The 24,168-nt window shown below is 43.8% G+C and carries 22 protein-coding genes and 1 other annotated feature; of the genes, 19 read left to right on the forward strand and 3 right to left on the reverse strand.

Annotated features, from left to right (window positions below):
• Positions 1-45 precede the first annotated feature (45 nt).
• Positions 46-1,344 carry an ISL3 family transposase gene (locus LP667_RS02060; protein ID WP_056988586.1) on the reverse strand — a complete coding sequence of 433 codons (1,299 nt, stop codon included), beginning with the start codon at positions 1,342-1,344 and terminating at the stop codon, positions 46-48.
• Positions 1,345-1,619: 275 nt separating this feature from the next.
• Here LP667_RS02060 and LP667_RS02065 point away from each other — a divergent pair, with 275 nt between their 5' ends.
• The 6 genes from LP667_RS02065 to LP667_RS02090 all read left to right on the forward strand — a co-directional run bounded on the left by LP667_RS02065 (position 1,620) and on the right by LP667_RS02090 (position 5,747).
• Complete coding sequence (locus LP667_RS02065) at positions 1,620-2,045, forward strand: DUF2712 domain-containing protein (protein WP_033609512.1); 426 nt, start codon at positions 1,620-1,622, stop codon at positions 2,043-2,045.
• A gap of 299 nt (positions 2,046-2,344) precedes the next feature.
• Complete coding sequence (locus LP667_RS02070) at positions 2,345-3,103, forward strand: hypothetical protein (protein ID WP_021731860.1); 759 nt, start codon at positions 2,345-2,347, stop codon at positions 3,101-3,103.
• Entirely contained in the window at positions 3,093-3,797 is a 705-nt protein-coding gene (locus LP667_RS02075; RefSeq protein WP_021731859.1) for a hypothetical protein, read from the forward strand. The genes LP667_RS02070 and LP667_RS02075 overlap by 11 nt, the downstream gene beginning before the upstream one ends.
• Positions 3,794-4,468, forward strand: coding sequence for a DUF2705 family protein (locus LP667_RS02080; protein WP_021731858.1), 675 nt, complete (start codon positions 3,794-3,796; stop codon positions 4,466-4,468). The genes LP667_RS02075 and LP667_RS02080 overlap by 4 nt, the downstream gene beginning before the upstream one ends.
• A 9-nt stretch (positions 4,469-4,477) precedes the next feature.
• Positions 4,478-5,122 carry an ATP-binding cassette domain-containing protein gene (locus LP667_RS02085; protein ID WP_021731857.1) on the forward strand — a complete coding sequence of 215 codons (645 nt, stop codon included), beginning with the start codon at positions 4,478-4,480 and terminating at the stop codon, positions 5,120-5,122.
• A complete protein-coding gene (locus LP667_RS02090; protein ID WP_021731856.1) occupies positions 5,097-5,747 on the forward strand; it encodes a hypothetical protein in 651 nt (216 codons plus the stop codon). Before LP667_RS02085 ends, LP667_RS02090 begins: the two co-directional genes overlap by 26 nt.
• A gap of 175 nt (positions 5,748-5,922) precedes the next feature.
• On the opposite strand, the gene LP667_RS02095 is transcribed toward LP667_RS02090, so the two are convergent.
• Positions 5,923-7,056 carry a baeRF6 domain-containing protein gene (locus LP667_RS02095; RefSeq protein ID WP_021731855.1) on the reverse strand — a complete coding sequence of 378 codons (1,134 nt, stop codon included), beginning with the start codon at positions 7,054-7,056 and terminating at the stop codon, positions 5,923-5,925.
• A 198-nt stretch (positions 7,057-7,254) separates the two neighbouring features.
• Here LP667_RS02095 and LP667_RS02100 point away from each other — a divergent pair, with 198 nt between their 5' ends.
• From LP667_RS02100 to cshA, 6 genes are all read left to right on the forward strand, one after another.
• The gene (locus LP667_RS02100) at positions 7,255-7,959 is read left to right on the forward strand and encodes a class A sortase (RefSeq protein WP_056988587.1); all 705 of its coding nucleotides are present in this window, start codon (positions 7,255-7,257) and stop codon (positions 7,957-7,959) included.
• 100 nt (positions 7,960-8,059) lie between these two features.
• Entirely contained in the window at positions 8,060-8,620 is a 561-nt protein-coding gene (locus tag LP667_RS02105) for a LemA family protein (RefSeq protein ID WP_021731853.1), read from the forward strand.
• A gap of 11 nt (positions 8,621-8,631) precedes the next feature.
• Positions 8,632-9,531, forward strand: a complete 900-nt coding sequence (gene htpX / locus LP667_RS02110) for a zinc metalloprotease HtpX (protein ID WP_021731852.1) — start codon at positions 8,632-8,634, stop codon at positions 9,529-9,531.
• Positions 9,532-9,591: 60 nt separating this feature from the next.
• A complete protein-coding gene (locus tag LP667_RS02115) occupies positions 9,592-10,380 on the forward strand; it encodes a hypothetical protein (RefSeq protein WP_050584276.1) in 789 nt (262 codons plus the stop codon).
• A gap of 222 nt (positions 10,381-10,602) precedes the next feature.
• The gene (locus LP667_RS02120) at positions 10,603-11,991 is read left to right on the forward strand and encodes a UDP-N-acetylmuramoyl-tripeptide--D-alanyl-D-alanine ligase (RefSeq protein ID WP_021731850.1); all 1,389 of its coding nucleotides are present in this window, start codon (positions 10,603-10,605) and stop codon (positions 11,989-11,991) included.
• A 255-nt stretch (positions 11,992-12,246) separates the two neighbouring features.
• Positions 12,247-13,842, forward strand: coding sequence for a degradosome RNA helicase CshA (cshA, locus tag LP667_RS02125; RefSeq protein ID WP_021731849.1), 1,596 nt, complete (start codon positions 12,247-12,249; stop codon positions 13,840-13,842).
• Positions 13,843-13,986: 144 nt separating this feature from the next.
• Here the strand turns inward: cshA and LP667_RS02130 are convergent, their stop codons facing one another.
• Positions 13,987-14,952, reverse strand: coding sequence for an IS30 family transposase (locus LP667_RS02130; protein ID WP_121018923.1), 966 nt, complete (start codon positions 14,950-14,952; stop codon positions 13,987-13,989).
• 1,084 nt (positions 14,953-16,036) lie between these two features.
• On the opposite strand from LP667_RS02130, the gene acpS reads away from it, so the two are divergent.
• The 7 genes from acpS (at position 16,037) to LP667_RS02165 (ending at position 24,032) form a co-directional block, all read left to right on the forward strand.
• Positions 16,037-16,399, forward strand: a complete 363-nt coding sequence (gene acpS, locus LP667_RS02135) for a holo-ACP synthase (RefSeq protein WP_021732334.1) — start codon at positions 16,037-16,039, stop codon at positions 16,397-16,399.
• Positions 16,399-17,526, forward strand: coding sequence for an alanine racemase (gene alr, locus LP667_RS02140; RefSeq protein WP_021732333.1), 1,128 nt, complete (start codon positions 16,399-16,401; stop codon positions 17,524-17,526). The genes acpS and alr overlap by 1 nt, the downstream gene beginning before the upstream one ends.
• A 418-nt stretch (positions 17,527-17,944) precedes the next feature.
• Positions 17,945-18,337 (forward strand): type II toxin-antitoxin system PemK/MazF family toxin, encoded by a 393-nt coding sequence (locus LP667_RS02145; protein WP_021732332.1) that lies wholly within the window; start codon positions 17,945-17,947, stop codon positions 18,335-18,337.
• A gap of 284 nt (positions 18,338-18,621) precedes the next feature.
• Positions 18,622-20,616 (forward strand): KUP/HAK/KT family potassium transporter, encoded by a 1,995-nt coding sequence (locus LP667_RS02150; protein ID WP_021732331.1) that lies wholly within the window; start codon positions 18,622-18,624, stop codon positions 20,614-20,616.
• Between the two features lie 241 nt (positions 20,617-20,857).
• Positions 20,858-21,104: a binding site (T-box leader), on the forward strand.
• 56 nt (positions 21,105-21,160) lie between these two features.
• A complete protein-coding gene (locus LP667_RS02155) occupies positions 21,161-22,213 on the forward strand; it encodes an ABC transporter substrate-binding protein (RefSeq protein WP_021732330.1) in 1,053 nt (350 codons plus the stop codon).
• Between the two features lie 20 nt (positions 22,214-22,233).
• On the forward strand, positions 22,234-23,247 hold the full coding sequence (locus LP667_RS02160; RefSeq protein WP_021732329.1) for an ABC transporter permease: 1,014 nt from the start codon (positions 22,234-22,236) through the stop codon (positions 23,245-23,247).
• Between the two features lie 14 nt (positions 23,248-23,261).
• Positions 23,262-24,032, forward strand: a complete 771-nt coding sequence (locus LP667_RS02165; RefSeq protein WP_021732328.1) for an ABC transporter ATP-binding protein — start codon at positions 23,262-23,264, stop codon at positions 24,030-24,032.
• Positions 24,033-24,168 lie beyond the last annotated feature (136 nt).

Raw genomic sequence — 24,168 nt, forward strand, 5'->3', positions numbered from 1 at the left:
TCTTCGTCAAGTGAAGTTGATGGAATTATTATGAAGTACCTGGACTTAAATTGGTCTAGGTACTTTTATATTTCTCACAGTTTGTCGTACTGGATGGAGCCATTGAAGTTGAATCTTGATGCGGTTGATATAATTAAGCCAATTACGAAAACCAAAGGCGGCGTTCTTAATCTTCTTAATGCGGCCAATAGTGCCCCCTAAATAACCGTTTGAATATGGTGATTCAACGGCATTTAGAACTTGTTGACGATACTTTTTAAAACTTTTAATTGTTGTATCCATTGGGTTATCAAGCTGGTGGTAAGCGCGTAAGGTCTGATCAAATAGTGCCATATTATGGGTACGCAGAGCCGTCATAATATCTTGATAGGTTTCATAAGCCGTTTCAAAATTATGATTCAATGCGAGTCCCTCGGTGACGAGGTTAAGGTCTGTCTCATAATAATCAACACTCTTGTGATACTGTGGCAAGACTTTCTCTAATTTTCCCATGGGTCGTAGGAATTGTTTCCATTCGTGTTTCATGAATTTATATTTTTTATCAGTCTTATCTAGGGTCTTCATCACCTGAATCCGAATTTGATTTAAGGAGCGATTTGCCATTTGTACAATGTGGAAACGGTCCACCACAACTTTAGCATTGGAAAAGAGTTCGGTAACCAAATTAATATAACCGGCATTCAAGTCTAAGGTGATGGTTTCGACATTCATACGTGCTTTTAGTGAGAAGCCGCAAAAGTACGCTTTGATATACCGACTAGTTCGATAAGCTAGAATCTCGCCGATGGTGTGGCGGTCAGAATCACACCAAATAAAGCTCATTTTTTTATCTACTGAGGCAAACTCGTCAAATGCCAGGTGCTTGGGTAGTTGATCTTTGGCGTATTGTTGGTGTTGGCTAGCTTCCTCGTCAATAATTCTTTGAACTGTTTTGTCGGAGACATGATAGCGTTGGGCGATGTCTTTATTTGACTGATTTCGAGCGGTTTCACTAAGAATTAGTTGGCGAACTGGTTGCGAAATCTGATAGTTTTGCCAAATATAATTGGTTTGCGCGTCAAAAGTTGTGTGGCATTCTCGACAAAGAAACCGCTGGCGCTTTAAAGCCAGATAGGTTGGTCGATGGACCAATGATGGCACAATGATCATATTAGTGTTAAAGCCGTTTTTTACGAGGTTGTCGAAGCCACAATTGATACAACGTGGCGGTAAATAAGTCAAAACGGCCGGGATAATCAAAGCTTCGCATCCATCAACAGTTTTCAGGTAAGAATCTTCGTGAAATTTAATGTTTAAGTCTTTTATTTCGAGCACATTTCGGATAGACTGACTAGTAAGGGGCATTATCGATACATCCTTTCTAAACTTTTACTGTGGTAGGTTGAGGTAGCGAACTGGACAATGATAATGTCCTGTTTTTGCGTTCTCAAGAACTAAACAAATCAAATGGTATAGAAAAAAGAGCCTCAAGGCAAATTGCCTATCAACTCCAAATAGTGTAGCGCCAAATTGGCTCGGTCGAATGATAACTATAATATAAAATTATTATTGACTTAGTATAAAAATAATTATAAAATTACAATGAATGGAAGCGACAATACTTTTTGGAGGACGACAAAATGAAAGCGCTTAAACTTAAAATGGTTGCCGTTTGTTTGTTAAGTATCGTAACTTTTGGAGCAGTCGGCGCGAACACTGCGCTTGCTTCGAATGACAATTGGGGATTCAACTTTACTATTCAACCCCACCAAGCCAATTCGCGAAGTGGTCCGCGCTATCGCCAGACCACTAATGTGAATAATAAGTGGAAAGTGAACATGCAGAGTTCTGGAGAAGGGGCTCGTACGGTCACTACTTACTGGTTAGAAAATGCGGGTGGGACCAATGTATCACCATCGCTAAACGTAAAGCAAGGCAATGGCTCGTACTATTCATCAGCATATTCAAACGCTTCGAAGAAGAACGTGTATTTAACTGCACAGAATAATAACTATAATAGTAGTCGTTATCGTGTATCTGGTTTCTGGGACGAGGAAACGAATTAGGAATGCAATAATATTTTTTGATATCAAGACTAATGCTTCCATTCAGTTCACGGGACTAGATGAAGACATTTAGAACTCGTTAGTAATAGTTCGGCGTTACTGGTTAATGATTGCTTCGGTGGTCATTGTCACTAACGCCGATTTGCTTCTCAATCGTTAAATCAATAGACTTGTTCTGACTTATTGGTAATGCTTATCGTGAATATGTTGACAGCAGCTTGTGATTGCAGCAGCCATTGTGCTTTGATAGGCGCTGTCAATTGATCAACATGCGAAATGTTGATAGGGGGGAGGATCAGATGAAGTATTTCAAGACACGTTTGATAATGGATAAACGCTATTGGCTCATGACGTTACTCTTCGTGGTTGTGATTAATATAGATTTATTACTAATCGTTAAGGAAAGGGAACCTTTTTCGGGACAGTTTTTGACGTTTTTATCAGGGAGTTCATTTGGGCACTATCCGCAAATGGCACTGCTGTGGTTGCTACCAGCATACTTACTACTTGGCCCCGGTCGATGGTATTTACAAGATGTTAAGGTTGGTCAGATTAATCTACTCATAACACGGATACGAAAGCCTCAGTACTTGCATCAATTGTTACGAACGTCATTTATTAGTGTTGCGGCAAGTGCCTTATTAGCGTTGTTGTTAAATTATGGATTAGCGTTATTGCTTTTTCAAAATGGTAGCGGTAATAGTTATCGGATGAGTGATTTTCAAGATGGTACTGACCAATACTTATATTGGCAATTGTTACATCCAGTACTGGCTAACTTACTCACAATCTTGTTAACAGCGTTACTTTTAGGGTTGTTTGCGATGGCAATTATTGCATTGAGTTTTATGTTCAAGAAAGTTAGCTATGTTTTTGCGCTGAGCATGGTGGCGTGGTTTATCCCAATTTCCACGAAATACTCGATATTGGCAGTGATTCAGCCGTTCCAAGAGACAACATTGACTGCACAGCTGATGATACTTCTCGTGTATGTCATCGTTTTATTAGGTATTATCTGTGTTGGTTATGGGACTGAGGTGCATCGTGATGAGCTTTGAACGGGCCGAGAAGCGCTATTTTCCGCACTTACTAATTATTATATTTTTTATGTGTACATGGTTCATAAAAGAACTACAGTTACTAATAAATACTGATACGTTAGGGCTGTACTTGCTTGAGACGAATAAATCCGCCTTTAATTATTTTGATAATTTAACGTTTGCCTTTATGTATTTGCCGCTATATTTGCTGTTCGAGTATATGTTGTGGCACGAAAATTCTCAGATTGTGGTTCGCTTTGGCTCCCGAGTCCGTTATTTACGCGCACAGACAATTGGTTTGATTAGGAGTACTTTGCTGTTTTGGCTGGTTTTCGCGTTCTTCGGCGCATTGCCGTTAGTTTCGTTACCAGGATCAGATGGGGGAACATTTATTTATCTCTATGTGGTTCAAACGCTAGCGTATTTCTTGATTAGTTTAGAATTTGGAATTGTGTTGTTTTGGTTCTTTCAGTTATTGCCTAAATTGCATTTAGTGCCTTTCCTTTTGCTCGCAGTACTTCCTATCATTTATTATAGTTTCCCAATCAGGCCGATGAACCTGTTTCAAAAAATTGATTTGCTCAAACGATATTATTATATGCAGGATTTAACGGCATTACCGGTGCCAACCTTAATCATACTTGTTGCCGTTCCGATTATGACGCTGTGCATGCGAGTGTTGTGGATTCAGCATGAGGAGTTTTGGCAATGAAAAGACGACTTCAATACGGCGTACTATTACTAATTGCGCTAGTACCGGTGGTGTATTACGCACATTTTTTTGAAGGGCTCCACCCCGGTACGGTGTATTTCTATACCGATGGCTTACCACCGCTTGCGAATCCCTACTTGGTGCGCATTTGGTTTTTTCCAATTATTGCTTTGCTGGCCGTGAATTTCAATTTCGTGCATCATCAGTTACACGGGCCGTTTATCCAAACGGTTGTCAGAACTCAGACGCGCAGTCAGCTTTTTGGCCGCTTGTATGCGACTAAAATCGGGCGTCAAATGGGTGTTTTAATGGGTGGACTGGTTGTTTATTTACTGTGCCGAATGATTTCTGGCTATGCTGTATGGTGGCCTAACTGGACGCACATGGGCCTTTCGTTATTAGCATTTTTACTGCTATTCTCTATTCAATTTGTGGGTGATTTGTTTGTTGAACCGCTGATTGTTTATATTGTTCTTAATGTATACGTCTTTGTCAGTGTTTCCTTGCCAGCCGTTAACATGAATAGTGTGATGGGACTGGTACTGTTTCCGAACGCGTTAATGGCCTGTCGAGTACCGCATGTTGGCCTTTATTACGGCGGTTTGCTGGTCATGGGACTACTATTTATCTTAATTGGAAGGTACAGATTCAGCCGAATGGATCTGTTATAGGTGAGTACGATGATTGAATTGAACGATGTGACTAAGTCATTGAATGGGCACTTGGTTTTGGATCATATCAGTCGAACGTTCATGGATGGGCGGATCTATGGGTTGCGTGGTAAGAATGGTGCGGGGAAGACAATGCTGCTACGCGCCATTGCCGGATTAATTAACATTGAGTCTGGAAAAATTATGATTAATGGCACACAGTTACACGATGGGATGGACTTTCCGCCCAGCCTAGGGATTTTGATTGAAAATAACAACTTAATGCCAGAATACACGGCACGTAAGAACTTGCAATTATTGGCTAAAATTAAAAAGGTCGCGAGCGATGCTGACATTGATGCGACCATTACGCGAGTTGGCTTGGATCCGGATGACAAGCGAACGGTCAAACAATTTTCCTTGGGAATGCGGCAACGCTTGGCAATCGCGCAGGCTCTCTTTGAACGGCCGGCCTTGATCTTATTAGATGAACCGACCAACGCGATTGATACTGACGGGGTTAATCAGGTTCGGACGATTCTACTTGAAGAAAAAGCACGCGGCGCAACCATTATTATTGCTAGTCATACGGCTGAGGATCTGGTTGTGTTGGCGGATGAAATCTATGATATGGCTGAGGGAAAAATCTATGAATCAGCAGACACGCAAGACTAGATATTTATTTATTGGGATTTTTTCAATCCTATGTGTGATTCTAATCGGGGTGATGATCCATAAGTACCGGGTTGCGCACAGCGATATTCGCTTACATTCTACAAAGACGAATACTGCCAAAACTTTTCGCTACTCAGTCCAAAAAGAGATGACGGCAGATCAGGCTGGTCAGGATTTTCAACCGGGGTATTATGACGTCCACGTTACTAATGGCAAGGTATACGTGAGTGGCTTTCTAGGGAGCGGCCAGACGATTCAGAACATGCTGTATGTCAGTGGCAATCATCTTAACTTTACGGGGCATGGTGAGACCAAGTTGACCCCGTCTCACTTTAAGCCGTTGCAGTTTAAGTCACGACGGGCGGTACTTGAGAATACCTTTGGTAACTACACGGCTGGTCGTGAAATTCCAGCTGGTAAGTATCAAATCTCCTGGTCAACGCCGACAAAGCGTCAGGCGAACTTGGTCATTAGTATTCAAAAAGGCACAAAGGTTCAGCGTTCGATTGACCTAAGGGCTGATAAAATGGTGACGTTCAAGTTAGCCAAGGCGGAGGTATTAGCCATTAACCCGCCAGTAACGACCAAGGTTGTACCACTACGCATTACCATCACTAAGAAATAGTCGTCTTAGGTGTAATGCTAGTGGCTGACTGGAAGTTCTAGCTAGTTGCCAGAAAATTAATATCAAATGGATGGCTAAAAATGATAGGTTGCTCAAATTGTTAGTTTTAGCTCTAAAACAGCCCACCTCGGTTCGTTAGTAGAACCGAGGTGGGCTGTTATGGTCGTCTTTACACTTAGTAGCGCATGATAGCCAAAGCGGCGGTCTCAACTGGCATCCGGTCGGCGGGAATAATCCGAATTTGGCCATTCATTGCCATGACCACGTCGACGAGGTCATCAATCAGGTTGTCAGGAGCGGCAATGGGATCGTCTAATTGAACGTCGGCTGTCGGCAGAGTACCCGCAACGTTTGCATCCGCTGCTACAATCAAGGTATCGATGCGACCACTTAATGCGGGCTTGATCATGTCAAATGGGTCGGCTAGAGCCAATTGACGAGATTTAGCCTGATCATAACGTTCTAGTAAAATATCGGCTAGTTGCGTATGCCACTTAGTCTGAACGGGTTCAGTCGCTGTTTGCATTGCGCCGACTGTTAAGTTCTTGGGTGACTTGTCGATCATCAAATGCTGTGACAAGTATGGGTTCTTATTAACAGCGCGGAAGACCGCCTGATTATGGGGAAGTCCCATTAAGATTAACGGTCGCTGAGTCTTTTGCGAATGTGACTGGACGTATTGTGCGACTTGAAGATAATAATTACGCTGGTCAATGTCACGTTCTTCTGCCTTGGCATTGTGGCCGTGATAGTTAATACCGTGGGGGCCAGCGTTATAATTCAAATCGCCACCGCGTTTTTCGGTTCCCAACGCTTCTGTCAAAGTACGTGGGGCTTCGGATGGCAAGTCAAGTTCGACAAAGCTGCCATCACGCTGGGCATAGAGGGCCATACTATCTTCATTTAGTGCCAACAAGTCAAAGTCGAATTGATGTTGGCGGTCAGCTAGTACTGGGCGAATCGCTGGCATACTATTGACACTGACTTGATTATCAGTGGGATATTGTAAATCAAAGATATGCAACTCGCGGCTGTTAGTTATAATGCCGGTTTGAGGGCCAGTGTGTTGAAGCCAAAAAGCGTTATCATTAATCAGTTGCTCTAATTGGGTGGCATAAGGAGTAAAATCGGTCTTGGGAAAGTGGTGGGCCATCTGGGTTTCGGCTTCATTAACTAATTGTTTGAATTGTAAGCGGCGGCGATTGAGGTCATTGAGTACAACGGCCGTGTTGAGATAAATTGCAATATATGGGCCAGCTTCACGTTGTTGCATCAGTTGATTGAGATCGTTTTTAACCATAGTTTCCATAGGTCCAACCTGCTTTCTGTTTTTGATAGTTTTAGCATAACAAGAAGTTGATTAGAGACGCAAATATAATGATTATAATAAGCTATACATAATTAAATCGAACTTAACGAATTCGGGGCTTTATTATGCGAACTAATTAAGGTATATTTACCGTAGTGCCTTTGATAAAGGGCATAAACAAATTAGGAGGCGGGATTAATGAAGTCCAAACAACATCCCGGGTTAAAATGGTTAGGTCGGGTCGTCTTTGTCCTGCTAGTATTAGTATCATTGGCGCTGATTTTTAATGAACAAATCAAGAGTTGGTTGGTGAGTTCGTACTCGCCAACCGTTACAACTAAGACAGTCAAACAAAATGCTAAGAAAAAAAGTGACTTTAACTTTTCCAAGGTCAAATCACTCGATTTTCAGACGGTAGCAAAGGCGCGGATGAATAAGAACGCCATTAATGTGATCGGTTCAATTGCCATTCCATCGGTAGACTTATACTTGCCAATTGGTAACGGGGTCAGCAACGAGACGTTGGCCTTGGCTGCTGGGACGATGAAAGCTGATCAAAAGATGGGGCAGGGGAATTATGCCTTAGCTGGTCATCACATGATTAAGCACGGGGCCTTGTTTAGCCCACTTTATTACAAGAGTAAGGTTGGTCAGATGATCTATATCAGCGATGCCAAAAAGATTTATGCGTATAAGACGAGTCAACGAACATTTATTAAGGCAACCGATGTTCAAGTGATTGATGATGTTCCTGGTCAGAAGCTAATCACTTTAATTACTTGCGATAAAACTGGGGCTGGACGGTTAATGATTCGTGGTAAATATGTCCAGCAATGGGCGTTCAAGACGGCCCCAGATCATGTTCAGAAGGCCTTCACAAGTCATTTTAATAACAAATATTAACAATTATTACATTCGGGTGGTAAGGATACCGTCCAGACGTGATTCACGGTACAATAGAAGCAGGATTTGAAGTTTAACATAATTTAGAGGGGGTCTATTGATGATAGCTTTAATTATTGTTGCGGTCGTATTAGTATTGATCGCAATTTACGTTGTAATTTATAACGGCTTAGTCAAGTCACGGATGTATACGCAGGAAGCATGGAGCCAAATTGATGTTCAACTAAAACGGCGGACTGATTTGATTCCTAACTTGGTCAATACAGTTAAGGGTTACGCTAAGCATGAAAAGAGTACGTTAGCGGAAGTGATTTCGCTACGGAACCAATTAACACAAGTACCAAGTGGTGATCACCAACAGGCCATGGCGGTCTCAGATCAACTGACAAATTCATTGAAGAGTATTTTTGCTTTAGCTGAAAGTTACCCAGATTTGAAAGCCAACCAAGAATTCGGCAAGTTGATGGAAGAATTGACTAATACGGAAAATAAGATTGCTTATTCACGGCAATTGTTCAATTCAAGTGCGGCGAGCTATAACATGAAATTACAACAGTTCCCGTCCAATATTATTGCTGGGATTCATCGCTTTAAGAACGTTGAATTCTTAACAGTTCCTGAAGCAGAAAAAGCAGCACCCACGGTTTCATTTGAAGATTAGAGGTTATGCCCATGTTATTTGAGCAAATTGCCCGCAACAAGCGGCACACGGTATACGTGATGGCCGCTTTTGTCATATTACTTGCAGTTATTGGCCTGGCAGTCGGGTACGTGTTCTTTAATAGTTCGCTTGCCGGCTTGTTAGTGGCATTAATTGCAGCGGCATTTTATATGGTATTAATGATTAGTCAGTCGACCGATATTGTCATGAATATGAATCATGCCCGTGAACTTCATCAGGCCGATGATGACCCAGAGCTTTGGCATATCGTAGAAGATATGGCGCTGGTCGCCAAAGTCCCTATGCCGCGTGTTTTTATTATTGATGATGAGAGTCCCAATGCGTTTGCCACTGGCAATAGTCCTGAACAGGCTGCGGTTGCTGTTACGACTGGTATTCAAGCACGACTAAATCGCGAAGAAATGGAAGGCGTCATTGGCCATGAAATGAGTCATGTGCGTAACTATGATATTCGGTTACAGACTATTGCGCTGGCGTTGACGGCTGCCATCAGTTTGCTGGTTAACTGGGGAATGAATGCATTTTGGTGGGGCGGTGGCCGGCGTAGTCGGGATAATGACCGCGATGGTAACGGTGCCCAAATCTTATTGATGGTTCTCGCAATCGTTGTTATTATTTTAGCGCCGTTAGCAGCCAGCTTAGTGCAGATGGCACTGTCTCGTAATCGCGAGTACTTAGCGGATGCTGGCAGTGTTGAGCTGACTCGTAATCCACTTGGATTAATTAGTGCGCTTGAAAAGATCGATGATAGTCAGCCGATGCAACAGGCGGATCCAAGCAGTGCGGCGCTATACATTTCTGATCCATTTAAAGCTAAGAAGTCGTGGACCCATTTATTCGATACCCATCCACCGATGGCCGATCGTATCAGTCGGTTAAAAAATATGTAATAAAAAAATGCGCTTAGGTTAATAACGGATTATAATGAAATTAAATAGAAAGTTGAAAGAGTGAGACGGTTGCAACGCAAATATATTTACGCCAATTTGGAAAAACTGGATAACCTCGTCTTTGCCTACGGGATCGATCAGAGCGATTTTGTGCATGGTATCAAGCGCTTACCGGCTAATTTGGTCTCGTTAGTCGGCGTTGATGATAACGAGCATGCAGTGAATGCCCACACGGGTTTAAACGTCATTAATGATGAAAATGAAATTCGCCGATACTTGTTACAGAGTCACACGTTACCCGTTAAGTGGCTTGATTATGATGAAGTTGGCGATCTAGATTTCTTAACCGCTACTGAAATTGCTGAGTTGCTATATCTCGGGCATATGGATCGTCCGATTCGATCACCGTTTAATTATAAGTTGCGTAATCACTACGTATTCTTAGAACAGCGTAATGGTGGCATCAAGTTGTATTTCTATTATATTTCTGCCTTTAGTCATATCTTAAGTGCCGCCATTGTTCGGCATACGTTAGCGGCTTATCGTGGGCGTCGCATGTTTATGCGATCGCTTAGCGTTCCACGAGTACCAGAAGCAATTCTAAAACAACTCGTTAAGCTGATGCCCGATGGCTTGTTTATTTACTTTGATCAGTCAATGGTTCGGCAGCGACAGCTATTAGTGCCGGTGCACACGGAAACTACTGGTAATGAAATCGAAGTTTTTGATCCAGCACGTGGTGGCGAGAACCGTCGGACCCATCATGTCGCAACGTTGACTTTTAATTTGAATTCAGGCGTGTGGGACCTGCAAGTGCAGGACCAAACGGCCTTTGAAGAACATTTATAGTAAGTTCTAATTTAATGTCTAGCCGTTAATTCGGCGGGCATTTTTTAGTGGTTACGGAGTGCACAGCGGTACTTAAATCGGGCCAACCATAGAGTACCAGTGGTCAAAGTGGTATAATTTTTATGCGCGTAGCTTGAATTAGGCTACGATTCGAGAAAGTGGAACCTTAGTCAGAAATTGGTTGACCAGTACTGGTCGCCATGAATGGAGAGTTTAATCGATATGAAGATGCAAGTTGCCGAAATTGCCAAGGCCGTTCAAGCGGTCAATGCCGAACAGGCGTGGCCCGATGTTAATGTAACGGGAGTGGCGTTTGATAGCCGGAAGCTTCAAGCGGGTGATTTATTTATTCCGCTGATGGGTGCCAATGATGGCCATCAATATATTCAAAGTGCAATCGAGCACGGGGCCGTGGCCACCTTATGGGCTAGCGACCATGCTGATAATGTTCCAGAGAATTTACCTGTCATTATGGTTGCCGATACATTGACCGCGTTACAGCAGTTGGGACAATATTACTTACAAAAAATCAATCCAAAGGTAGTGGCTGTTACTGGTAGTAATGGTAAGACGACCACTAAGGATATGATTGCCAGCGTCTTAAGCACGCAGTTTAATGTGACTAAGACCCATGCTAACTTCAATAACCAAATTGGTGTACCGATAACGCTGCTTAGTATGGAACCTAATACAGAGGTAGTAGTTGTTGAAATGGGAATGGATCATTTTGGTGAGCTAGATTTTCTTAGCCGCCTTGTCCAGCCCGATGTTGCGGTAATCACCATGATTGGTGAAGCTCATATTGAGTTCTTCGGTACGCGGGATCGAATTGCTGACGCTAAGATGGAAATTGTTCACGGCTTGAAGGAAGATGGCACGTTTATCTTTAATGGCGATGAACCGCTATTACAAGAACGGGCTGAGAAAGTTAGTCAGCATCAACGAACCTTTGGGCTAGACGCAGCGAATACGTTAGCAGGCAGTGAGATTACGACTAGCCGGTCCCAGACACGGTTTAAAACGAGCTTGTGGCCAGATTCGACGTATACGATTCCAATGATGGGTGCCTATAACGTTAATAATGCATTGGCGGCCCTACTAGTTGCTGATACGTTCCATATTCGGCCCGCGGCAGCCCAACAAGCAATTGCCAGCTTTGTGCCAACTGAAAACCGAACTGAATGGTTAACGGGAAATCGTGGCGAAGCCATCTTAAGTGATGTTTATAACTCTAATCCGACGGCAGCACGACGGGTCTTAGCGGCTTTTTCAGCGGTACCTACGAAGGGTCAACGAATTGCTGTACTCGGCGACATGCTTGAATTGGGTGACCAGTCGGATGCGCTGCACATGAGCTTGGCTAGTGAACTAGATCCAGCTACGATTACGAGTGTCTACTTAAATGGTGAACACATGCACGCACTTGCTGAAGTCTTACAGGAAAAGTATCCGGCCGGGACCGTGCATTATTACCCGACAGATCAACAACCACAGCTGATTGAAGCATTAATAGCAACGGTTAGTGCGGATGATCAGGTCTTGTTAAAGGGGAGTCATGGAATTCACCTTGAAAAGGTTCTGACGGCGCTAGAAGCTGATCCTGAAAAATAAAATTTAAATCGTTCGATTAAGCAAGGCCCCTCGCAATGACTGGGTAATGGTGACGCTAACATTAGGTTAGGCCTGTCACGTCATACCTACCATTGCCAGGGGTCTTGCTTGCTTATTTAGAATAACCGGTGTATGATAATTCAGTTGTACCATTTGAAAGTCAGACCGTTGGCTTATATGATAGCGTCCCACGGGAAACGGATTTTTTTCTAGCTGTCAGTAATCCCATGGTGTCATCCTTAGGAGGAAACATATTTGAAGTTTACAGAACTAGGCTTATCCGATAGCCTACTTAAAGCAGTTAATCGGGCCGGTTACGAAGAAGCGACCCCGATTCAGGCCGAAACCATTCCAATGGTTCTAGAAGGCAAAGATGTGATTGGTCAAGCACAAACCGGTACTGGGAAGACCGCCGCGTTTGCATTACCAATCTTACAACGCTTGGATTTTGACAATCATAATATTCAAGCATTAGTTGTTTCACCAACGCGTGAATTAGCTATCCAAACTCAGGAAGAAATCTTCCGTTTGGGTAAAGACGAACGGGCTAAAGTCCAAGTCGTTTACGGTGGTGCTGATATTCGGCGCCAAATTAGAAATCTGAAGCAAAATCCTCAAGTTATCGTAGGGACACCTGGTCGACTACTCGATCACATTCGTCGTGGCACGGTTAAATTAGACCACGTCCAGATGTTAGTTCTTGACGAAGCTGACGAAATGTTAAACATGGGTTTCTTAGAAGACATCGAATCAATTATCAAACAAGTGCCGGATGAACGCCAAACTATGTTGTTCTCCGCAACGATGCCACCCGAAATCAAACGAATTGGTGTGCAGTTCATGAAGGAACCGCACCACGTTAAGATTAAATCAAAAGAAATGACTGCCGATACGGTTGATCAATATTACGTTAAGGCAAAAGAATTTGAAAAGTTCGATATTATGACACGGTTATTCGATGTTCAGGCACCTGAACTCACCATCGTGTTTGGTCGGACAAAGCGCCGGGTTGACGAATTATCTAAGGGACTTGAAGCTCGTGGCTATAATGCTGCCGGTATTCATGGTGACCTGAGCCAACAACGTCGGACGCAAATTATGCGTCAATTTAAAGCCGGTAAGTTGGATATCTTAGTTGCAACCGATGTGGCTGCCCGGGGACTTGATGTTTCTGGTGTGACTCATGTCTACAATTACGATATTCCACAGGATCCGGATAGTTATGTTCACCGGATTGGCCGTACTGGCCGTGCCGGGCACAAAGGGGTTTCCTTAACTTTTGTGACACCGAACGAAATGGAATATTTGCGGGTCATTGAAAAGCTGACTAAGAAGCGGATGTTACCATTGAAGCCACCAACTGAATCTGAAGCTTTTGCTGGCCAATTAGCTGCCGCAGAAGCCAATGTTGATTCATTAGTTGCTAAGACCGCTACTGAAAAGTATGCTGATCAAGCTGCTGAACTCTTAGAAAAGTACGACGCAACTGACTTGGTTGCGGCCTTGTTAAATGATTTAACTAAGGATGACTCGTCAGCCGTACCTGTTAAGATTACGCCAGAACGCCCATTACCTCGTCACAAGGGTGGCGGCGGTAATAACCGGCGTGGTGGTGGTTACCGTGGTGGTAATCGTAACCGTAATAATAGTCATGGTAATGGCCGTGGCGGTTATTCACACAATGGCCGTAGTCGTGACCGCGATCGTGATCGTAACGGTGGTCGTGGTGATCATAAGAGCAATGGTTATAAGGGTCGCAGTCGCGATGATAACCGGAGTAGCAATCGTAACCATGATGAAGGTCGTAAGCAAAGCAGTAAGCGGAGCTACACGATTCGGACCAACGATTAAGGTTAACGCACAAATTAAGTTGAATTAAAGTAATTTTGCGTCAAAAGTCGAGCGTATGCTCGGCTTTTTTTATGGCCTACAATGCTAAAATATGAATAGCTGGCAAATATTAGCAGTTATTATTGCCCGAATTGTCAAATTAAGTTAGAAATTTTTTAACTGTTCATCTGTAATCTGCCTGATGAATGCTTCCAGAGGTGTCTGGTAACCCAAACTTTTTCGTGGGATGTGGTTTCGTCGACTGGCAACTGCTTGAACAAATCCATCTGATAGCTGGTCCATAATAAGATTGTGACGTAAACCATCTTTACGCAGCAGACCATTGGTGTTCTCATTTAAACCACGTTGATTGGGTGCTCCGACAGCGGCAAAGTAAATATTTAAATCAAATTGGTTAGCAATGGTTCGCCAACCGGCGAACTCCTTACCATTGTCAAACGTAATTGACTTAAATAGGTGTCGTGGCAGCTTCGAAAGCCATCCTGCTAAACTACGATTGACATCGTGTGCCGACTTGGTATGCGAATTCAGCACAATTGCGACCTTAGTTTGTCGTTCAACCAGCGTGGTTACCGCACCCTGATGGTTTTTACCTTGAACCGTGTCACCTTCTAAATGGCCGAATTCTTGATTAAAATTAGGATAGTCCTGATAACGATTCTTTAAATCCCTGCCCAATTGACCCGCTTTCCCACGGCGTTCAATGTAACCATTAGGGTGCCGTTTGCCGTGCATCGGTAAATCTTTGGTCGACAACCCCAAAACACCGCGTTTGAAAAGGCGGTAAAGGGTTCGAACCTCACAGCTGAAAGCCCGTTCTTGGCGATTAATAATGGTATCTGGTTGCCAACCAGCTTGAGTTTTGGCTTGAATATAGGCCAGTTCATCAGGGCGTAGTTGAATTGGTTCACGCCCACAATGTTGTTTATGCTTTCGATAGTGGCATTGGTAATCAATAATCGTACCGCCAGCGTCAAGAAACCGATAAATACGATACACAGTTTCAGCACTCCGATGGAGCGCTGGGGCCACTAGATAAGCCTTTTTACCGAGTTTCCAAAAAGAATAAATTGTGGCAAGTTCGTCTATAGTAAGATGAGTATAGGTCATTTGTGATCAGCCTTTCTTTTGATTTTGACACTCAAAAGTCTATCACAAATGGCTTTTTAAATTTCTAACTTAATTTTACAAACCGGGTTGTTAAAACGTTCCAAACGCGTCAAGTCAAAGTCGGCCAGCTTAGGCCCGCTGGAAAAAGTCGAGTGAGCGTAAACATGTTTGGTTAGCGCGTCTTAACACCGACCTCCAGGCATTTCTGCCAATTGCTGGAACGCGGTGGACACAGATTTAAGCCGCAACCCACGTCTTAAATACTGGTCTTCCACGGCTTAATGCCATATTGGTGAAACGTGTTCGGGTCAGACTGAGACTTCCGGTTAGCTACGCTATGACGCCAAGCGGAAATTCACCGCTTAACCGCCCTAGCTAGGCTAATCCTCAGTCTCAACCCGTCTGAACCTCACACTCTTGCAATGCTGAGCATTGGGCGAAACGCCTTCCAGTCGGGACAGTATTCGAATGGCGGACGAAGATGTACCCAACTTTTGATGAATTTGTCATTGTTCTTCATAAACAGTAATTTTGTTAATCAACTGTTAGGTCGAAAAGATATTGGGATAGCTCGCTATTTCGGAATTACTATAGTAATAATAGAACACCTCAACAAAGTGGTTAGGGTAACCCTAACGTCTCGTTTAAAGTTCCGGTATCAAAATAGCCAACGGACAAATGCCCAAACCGCATTAATCCGTTGGCTAGACAATGCTCGGCTTCAACCCGTGGCTTGAGACTGGAGGGGCTGGGTGACAATGCTCAGTAGCCAAATTATTCTTAGTCGGAAGTGATTTCCTTCCGGCTTAGAATAAGACTCGTATTTGAGATGACGCGGGTTATGCGTTAGCTCAAATCGATGTCGGCTGCGTTCCAGCAATTGTCACCCAGCCCCGGAGGTCGGCATAGGACGAACAAGTGCTGACGAGCAACAAACCAATTAAACTGGAACGTTTTAACAATAATTCATGCTGACATGAAAAGATTGCGTGTTTGGGCCCTTTTATCGCGGCAGTAGCTGTGGTAAATTGGAAACATCAACCTAAGTTAACATGATAATAATGAGATAAAGGGGGGGAGCAGCGTGATATATGGAACCGGCATTGATTTAACTGAGCTGAGTCGGATTGAGATGATTCTAGCGAAAGGACTGCGATTACCTGAAAAGGTTTTAACACCGGCTGAGTTAGCGGTGTTTTCACGTTACCCGGTTAAACGCCAGATTGAGTTTATGGCAGGGCGTTTTTCAGCTAAGGAAGCATATAGTAAGGCATATGGTACGGGAATCGGTGCGGCAGTTGGATTTCAAGACATCGAGATTTTAGATAACGCCCAGGGTAAACCGGAAGTCACGCGCCACCCGTTTGATGGTTCCGCGTGGATTTCGATTTCACATACAGATACGTTAGTAATGACACAAGTTATATTGGAAAGAGGCAATTTGTGATGGTTGTAATTGGGGAGCACCGCCACACACAAGTCACAGTCGACTTGCAGGCAATTAAGACGAATATCAGTAATGAAATGGCCCAAAAGGATGAGTTAACCGAATTGTGGGCAGTTGTTAAGGCCAATGGCTATGGACACGGAATTATCCAGGTTGCCCAGGCTGCTAAAGAAGCTGGCGCAACGGGCTTTTGTGTTGCAATCTTAGATGAAGCTTTGGCGTTGCGCGCTGCTGGTTTTGCGGAACCCATCCTAGTACTTGGAATTACGGAACCGGAATACGCCCCACTGGTAGCTGAAAAGGATATTTCACTAGCCGTTGGAACGCAGGATTGGTTGACCACGGCCGCAGATATTTTAGCAGCTAACCAAGTGACAGCGCCGTTGCACGTTCATCTTGCGTTGGATACTGGCATGGGACGCATCGGATTTCAAACGCCTGAAGAATTGGCAGCTGCGGTTGCAACTTTGCGTCGGTCTCAATCACCATTTGATTTTGAGGGGATCTTTACGCACTTTGCAACTGCCGACCAAGCCGATGATACGTACTTCACCCATCAGTTAAACAATTGGAAAAGGTTGATTGCGGCCGTGGACGAGCTACCACGTTATGTCCACGTGTCGAATTCGGCCACTAGTTTATGGCACCAAGCTTGCAATGGTAACATGATCCGCTTCGGGGTCGCACTTTATGGCCTGAATCCTTCTGGTCGTGAGCTCAGTGCTCCGTATCCGTTGCAACCGGCCTTATCATTAACGGCGCGCCTGACATTTGTTAAACGTTTGGCTCGGGGTAAATCGGTCAGTTATGGTGCGACGTATACGGCTGCTCAAGATGAGTGGATTGGGACGGTTCCTATTGGTTACGCAGATGGCTATGAACGCCGGTTACAAGGATTCCACGTGCTTGTTGACGGTGAGTTTTGTGAAATCGTGGGGCGGGTTTGCATGGATCAATTGATGGTACGATTGCCACGTGAAATGTCAGTGGGCGCGAAGGTCACTTTGGTGGGAACGGACGGCGAACATACTATTACACTACAAGATGTTGCTGACTACTGTGGGACGATTCATTATGAGATTGCTTGTGGGTTAGCACCACGAGTTCCTAGAGTGTATATCGATTAAGGACGACTAAGTAGTTGAGGTTAATTAGGTTATAAACTACCGGTGTGCGTATATCGGACTGCTGCTAATGTTGAAAATTAGAAATGGGTGCTAGAAAAAATACTAGCACTCATTTTTATTTTGATGTTATTTGCTTTGATAAGAGGATCGGGTTAGCGGATGGTGCGTTGTTAGCTTAGACATGGTTTGCCATCGGTGAATATAAGTTCATTTATTTTTAAGTGAGTGGGGAGGTCCGGATGCGATTCTTAGTTAACGAGCCAGAAGTATTAGTTTTATCAGTACTTAGCGATTAGTTCATTGGATTAAATTGGTAAACGGTTGCTAAAAGTGAATGGTTCATGCTATTATGAATAGCAAGATAGTTATATTGGGGTACTATCGTTACACAGGGTATCGAATAAAGGGAGATGAGGCGATGGCCGCAGCTGACATTAAGCGTGGTGACATCTTTTATGCAGATTTATCACCAGTCGTAGGCTCCGAACAAGGAGGCATGCGTCCTGTACTAATCGTGCAAAATAATGTCGGTAACCATTACAGTCCCACGGTAATTGTCGCGGCAATTACTGCCAAGGTTCAAAAAGCGAAGATGCCGACACATGTGAACATTAACGCTGCCCATACGGGGATTGAAAAAAATTCGGTTGTGTTGTTAGAACAGGTGCGAACGATTGATAAGCAACGACTTAAAGATCGCGTGACACATTTGGATGAGCAAACGATGCGCCGAGTTGACAATGCGTTACAAATTAGTATCGGATTAGCTGATCGAACACGACGACGGCCACAACGCACGTTCCAATCATAGTCAATCAATGGGGATAAATTGTTTACATAATTGAGCTATTTCGGTGCGATGACCGAGTATGACTACCAATTCAGTAATTTGAATTGGTGGTCTTTTTTTGTGTCAGCTTCTCGATCAATTAATATTGGTTGGTGCACGCGGAGCCTATTAATGACATCGGTTGTGAGATCGGTGTGCATTATCATTGTCTTTCTATGAGTGTTTAGGTAAACTAATTGAACCCATTATACAGGATGATATTGGCTGGCTGTCAGTGTTAGATGTGGTCGAAAGGATGACACACGATGAGTAATCAGTCTAAGTTTAATAAACGCCGTGCGGCTGGTCTCTTAGTTGCAATGGGCGTGGTATACGGCGATATTGGTACTAGTCCCTTATACGTGATGAAAGCAATTGTCACTGGTCAAGGGGGCTTGCAAGCCATCGATGAACATTTTATGTTTGGGGCCGTTTCCTTAGTCTTTTGGACGATGACGTTGTTGACAACAATCAAGTACGTTCTCATTGCGTTGAATGCTGATAATCATGGCGAGGGTGGTATCTTTTCCCTCTTTGCATTAGTGCGCCACCGCGCACGCTGGTTAGTCATTCCGGCCATGATTGGTGGCGCAGCGTTACTAGCAGATGGCGCATTGACGCCTGCAGTGACGGTGACAACAGCCATCGAAGGTTTGCGCGATGTTCCAGCCTATGTACAACTATTCGGGACCAGTCAAAGAACCATTATTTTAATAACACTTGGTATCATCACATTACTATTTATGTTACAGCGTTTTGGGACTAATACGATTGGTAAATTATTCGGTCCAATCATGTTAGGGTGGTTTACGTTCCTGGGTATCAGTGGCCTTGTGAATTTGTCGCAAGATTGGACGATATTGCGCGCACTGAATCCTTACTATGCTTGGTTACTTTTGATCAGTCCAGCGAATAAGATGGGAATTTTGATTTTAGGAAGTGTCTTTCTAGCGACTACTGGGGCCGAGGCGTTATATAGCGATCTTGGCCACGTTGGTAAAACCAATATTCGCTTGAGCTGGCCGTATGTCAAGCTTTGTCTACTGCTCAGTTATTTTGGTCAGGCCGCCTGGATTCTGGGTCCCGGCCAGAAATTTCAAGGCGCGGTCAATCCATTCTTTGCCATGTTACCGGCTAACTTAACGATGGCGGCGGTTGTTTTTGCGACCTTAGCCGCAATTATTGCGTCACAATCGTTAATCAGTGGCTCGTTTACGTTAGTTAGCGAGGCGATTCGACTCAAACTATTCCCACGACTACTGACGACCTATCCAGGTAAAGCCGTTGGCCAAATGTATTTGCCGGTCATTAACTGGGGGTTGTGGGGCGTGACTAGTATTCTTGTCATCTTCTTTCAAACTAGTGAAAGGATGGAGGCCGCGTACGGATTAGCAATCACATTGACGATGCTCATGACGACGACTTTGATTTACGCGTTTATGCGACAAAAGCGAGTACCCGTGCTGGGGGCTGGATTGCTAACCGGATTTTTTGCAATGATCGAATTAATCTTCTTAATTGCCAGTGCAGCTAAGTTCTGGCACGGTGGTTACGTGGCAGTAGGGCTAGCATTAGTGATTTTTGTAGTGATGGTGGTGTGGTATCGCGGAGAACAAATTGTGAAACAACATAATCAGCCGCTTAGTTTGCGACAATATCAAGATCAACTAGCTAAATTACGCGACGATCAGACGGTTGATAAGTTTCAAACCAACGTTGTCTTCTTGACGAGCCGGATGAACGGTGATCAAGTCGAACGCAAGGTGTTGTATTCGATCCTAGATAAATGGCCCAAGCGTGCAGATGTTTACTGGTTTGTTAACGTCACAATTACAGATGAGCCATACACTGCTGAATACACGGTTGATACATTGGCGACGGATTATCTGGTAACGGTTAAACTATATTTGGGCTTCCGCGTCCGACAAGATATTAACCGTTATCTACGGACCATTGTGCGGGACTTGATGGCTACGGGCCGGTTAGCCTCACAACGGCAGACGTATTCGGTCACACCTGGTCGAGACGTCGGGGACTTTCGCTTTGTCATTATCGAAGAAAAATTAGAAAATGGTAGTCAATTATCCCGACTGGATCGGTTAGTGATTGAGACGAAGTTGGCGATTAAAAAATATGCGACAACACCGGCCAAATGGTTTGGTTTAGAGTTCTCTGAGGTGACCGTTGAGACTGTGCCGATATTGTTTAATGGAATTCCGGCATTACCAATCACTGAAAAAAAGTGCACGGGTGCTGATTAGGTTGATTTTAAGGGGCAACAGGTCGATAACTAGTGAGCATTAACTAAAAACTCATCTTGTTTTAATTTTTAGGGTGAGTGATAGTTGGGTGCTAAATTAATTTAGTGGTCTGTAAGTACTTTAATATTAGCGGCTTTGCGAATAAACACAATTGCTTAAAGTTATAGATCAGTCTGATAATAATAAAATTCATGTTGACAAGTGTGAACTTAGAACTATAATCTAATTATATTCTAATTATTCGCATGCCGTGATAAGATAAGTAAACTGATTGTGGAGTTCACAGAGAGCCGGGCAAGGTGTAAGCCGGTATCTCCATATAGTTGAAAATGGTCTTGGAGCATTCAGTACCGAATGATTAAGTACTGACGGTGGTCCCCGATAACGGACAAGGGTATCTCAATTCGGTGAGGTTGACGTACCTGATGAGGGTTATTTTGCGAGGAATAGCCAAATTAAAGGTGGTAACACGAGTAATCGTCCTTCTGTCATAACGACAGCGGGGCGATTTTTTTGTTTCATAATTTTTTGGGAGGTTGCACATATGCGAAAAAAGGGAATTGTTTTTGGGTTATTGAGTTTTATTGCACTGGGGACGGTGTTAGCGGGTTGTGGTAGCAGTAGCGCCAGCAGTAAAGGGACGTCTAAGACTTATAAGTATGGTGAAGTGACGATACCAGCAAAGGATGGCTCTATCTGTAATGCGCCCAATTATATTGCATATGAGAAGGGCTTCTTTAAGAAAAACGGACTTAAAGCTAAGTTGGTAGCTAACCCACGTGATATTAGTGACCTAGAAGCGGGTTTTGCGAGTGGTAAATACGACGCTCAAAATGGTGATTTTCAATATTTACCTGCGATTCAAAATGGTGCCCAAATCAAGGCTGTGGGTGGGATTCATCAGGGATGTATCAAGTTGTTAGTCCCTAAAAATTCGAGCATTAAGCGTGTTAAGGATTTAAAGGGTAAGACGATTGGCATTCCGGCGCAAGGGTCGACACCGCAATATGTGACGTCCATTGCACTCCAGCATGCAGGCATTGACCCGAAGACGGGCGTGACCTGGAAAGTCTACAGTACGGATTTATTAGCTAAAGCCGCTGAAAAGGGTCAAGTTGATGCAATTGGGACGGTGGACCCATACGCTTATCAAGCCCAACAAGAATCAGGCTTTAAGACTATTATCGATAATAATAACAATAGTGGCAACGCCAAGATGGCTGCGATGGGCATGAAATCGAAAGGTGCTTGCTGCTACTTGTACGTTTCTAGCAAGTTAGTCAAAGAGAATTCCGCAAAGGCTAAAGCCATTGTGCGCTCATATAAGCAAGCCGCCGCTTGGATTAATAAGCACCCTGAGGAGACCGCTAAGATTGAATTGAATAAGGGCTATGTTTCTAAGACGAAGTTTATCAACGTCAAGAATGTGACTCAGATCTTAAAGGATGAACACTTTGAATTAAATCTCAAAACAGGTAAGGAAGATTTAAGTTATTATATCAAGCAATTGAAGCAAGCGGGCTATTTGAAGAAGAATACGAATAACAAACAATTATTGAAACAAGCCTATTGGTATCCAGACTTGTCTAAGAACTAAATTCAAGGAGGCGGAACTGTATGCAAATAACAGCAGTCCAATTGAGTCGAAAGAAGGCTGCGCAGGCAGCCAAGACAACCGGTAGATACTGGAAGCCCTGGCACCTGACCTGGAATATTGTCAGCTTAGTAGTATTAGCAATCGCATATTTTGAGAATCAATGGGTCGCATCACAAGAGACTGTTAATAATCAGACTTATCATTGGTTTTTAGGTGGCTACTTTGCCTATTTATTGATTGTTACAATCGTTGGGGCAGTGACACATGGCCGAATTCGTCGCTATAATGGTCACTTTGCTCAGTTGAATACCTCATTAGGGGGGCTACTGATTGTCCAAGACCTTCTGACTGAGAAATTTGCGATTCTAGAACAACCATTTTTTGTCAGTTTTGCGCAAATCCTTGATCAGATGCGCGAAAATGCAGCGTTACTCTGGGCTTCCACCGTGTCATCATTAGCTTTGTGGTTAATTAGTTTTATTATTGGAACCCTCCTGGGGATTTTGCTGGGTCTGGGAATGGGCCGCTATCGGCAATTTAACTACTGGGCGTTCCCGTACTTAAAGGTTATTGGGATTATTCCCGCAGCCGCTTGGATGCCACTGACAATGGTCATCTTTCCAACTAGTTACATGGCCGAGGTTTTCTTGATTGCTTTTTCAGTCTGGTTTCCAGTAGCTTTCATGACGATTGGTGGTGTTCAAGGAATTAGTAAGGAATACTTCGAATCGGCGAAGACTTTGGGCTTTAGTGAATGGCAGATTGTTCGCAAAATTGTTCTTCCCGGTGCGTTACCGAGTATCTTTACGGGGGTTTATACGGCTATGGGCTTGTCATTTACGATGCTTGTGATTTCAGAAATGATTGGTGCGAAGGTCGGTCTTGGTTGGTTCATCAACTGGGCGAAGGGTACCGGCAATTATACGCAAGTTTATGCCGCCATCGTGATTATGGCTATTCTATTCTCAGTGTTGTTTGCAGTGTTTACCAAGGTTCAGGATTATTGTCTGCGTTGGCGTGATGGGGCACACTAGAAAGGAACTTATAGATGGGATTACTAACAGTTAAACATGTCAATCAGCGGCTGCAAGACAATGCTGGCCACCAGATCGATGTGTTAGATGACATCGATTTTACCGTCAACCCTGGCGAGTTTGTTGCAATTATCGGACCATCTGGTTGCGGCAAGACCACCTTGCTACGGTTGATTTCTGGTTTGGATCATCCAGCCAGCGGCCAACTAACAATTGATGACCAGCAAATTAGGCAGCCGGACTATTCTCGTGGCTATGTCTTTCAACATGGTAGCCTCTTTCCGTGGGCAACAATCAAGGAGAATATTAGTGTCGGCTTAAAAGTGACGCGGGGGCGACATTATGATCGCCAATTAGTCGATCACTATATTGAACTAATGGGGCTAACCGGTTTTGAAAATGCTTATCCCCATCAGGTTTCTGGTGGGATGGCACAGCGGGCGGCCCTCGCACGGTCAATTATCATGAATCCAGAAATCTTACTCTTGGATGAACCGATGGGCGCGCTCGATGCCTTTACACGTGCGGATATTCAAAATGTCATTGAGCGTGTCTGGCAACAGACCCAAACAACTATGATTTTAGTGACGCATGATATCGATGAGGCCGTTTACTTGAGTGATCGAATTATTGTAATGACACCACGTCCCGGGAGGATCAAAGAAATTGTAACGAATCCACTACCGCATCCACGGTCACGCGTCAGTGCAGATTTTGCGACTTTTCGGCATCAAATTCAGGATAAATTAAATTTTGGTGCGCGTGATGAACAGGCTGCACGGTAACCACTAAAAATGCTTATCAAGACTATTGGCAGAGATGCCAGTTCTTGATAAGCATTTTTTAGTGGTTGGTAATGTGAGTATAAAGACCGTTGCCGCTATGGTTCGTGGCTGAAAGTCTGCTGAGTCGTAGTATGAG

Origin of the sequence: Lactiplantibacillus paraplantarum (assembly GCF_003641145.1) — a bacterium.
In the GTDB taxonomy this organism is placed as follows: domain Bacteria; phylum Bacillota; class Bacilli; order Lactobacillales; family Lactobacillaceae; genus Lactiplantibacillus; species Lactiplantibacillus paraplantarum.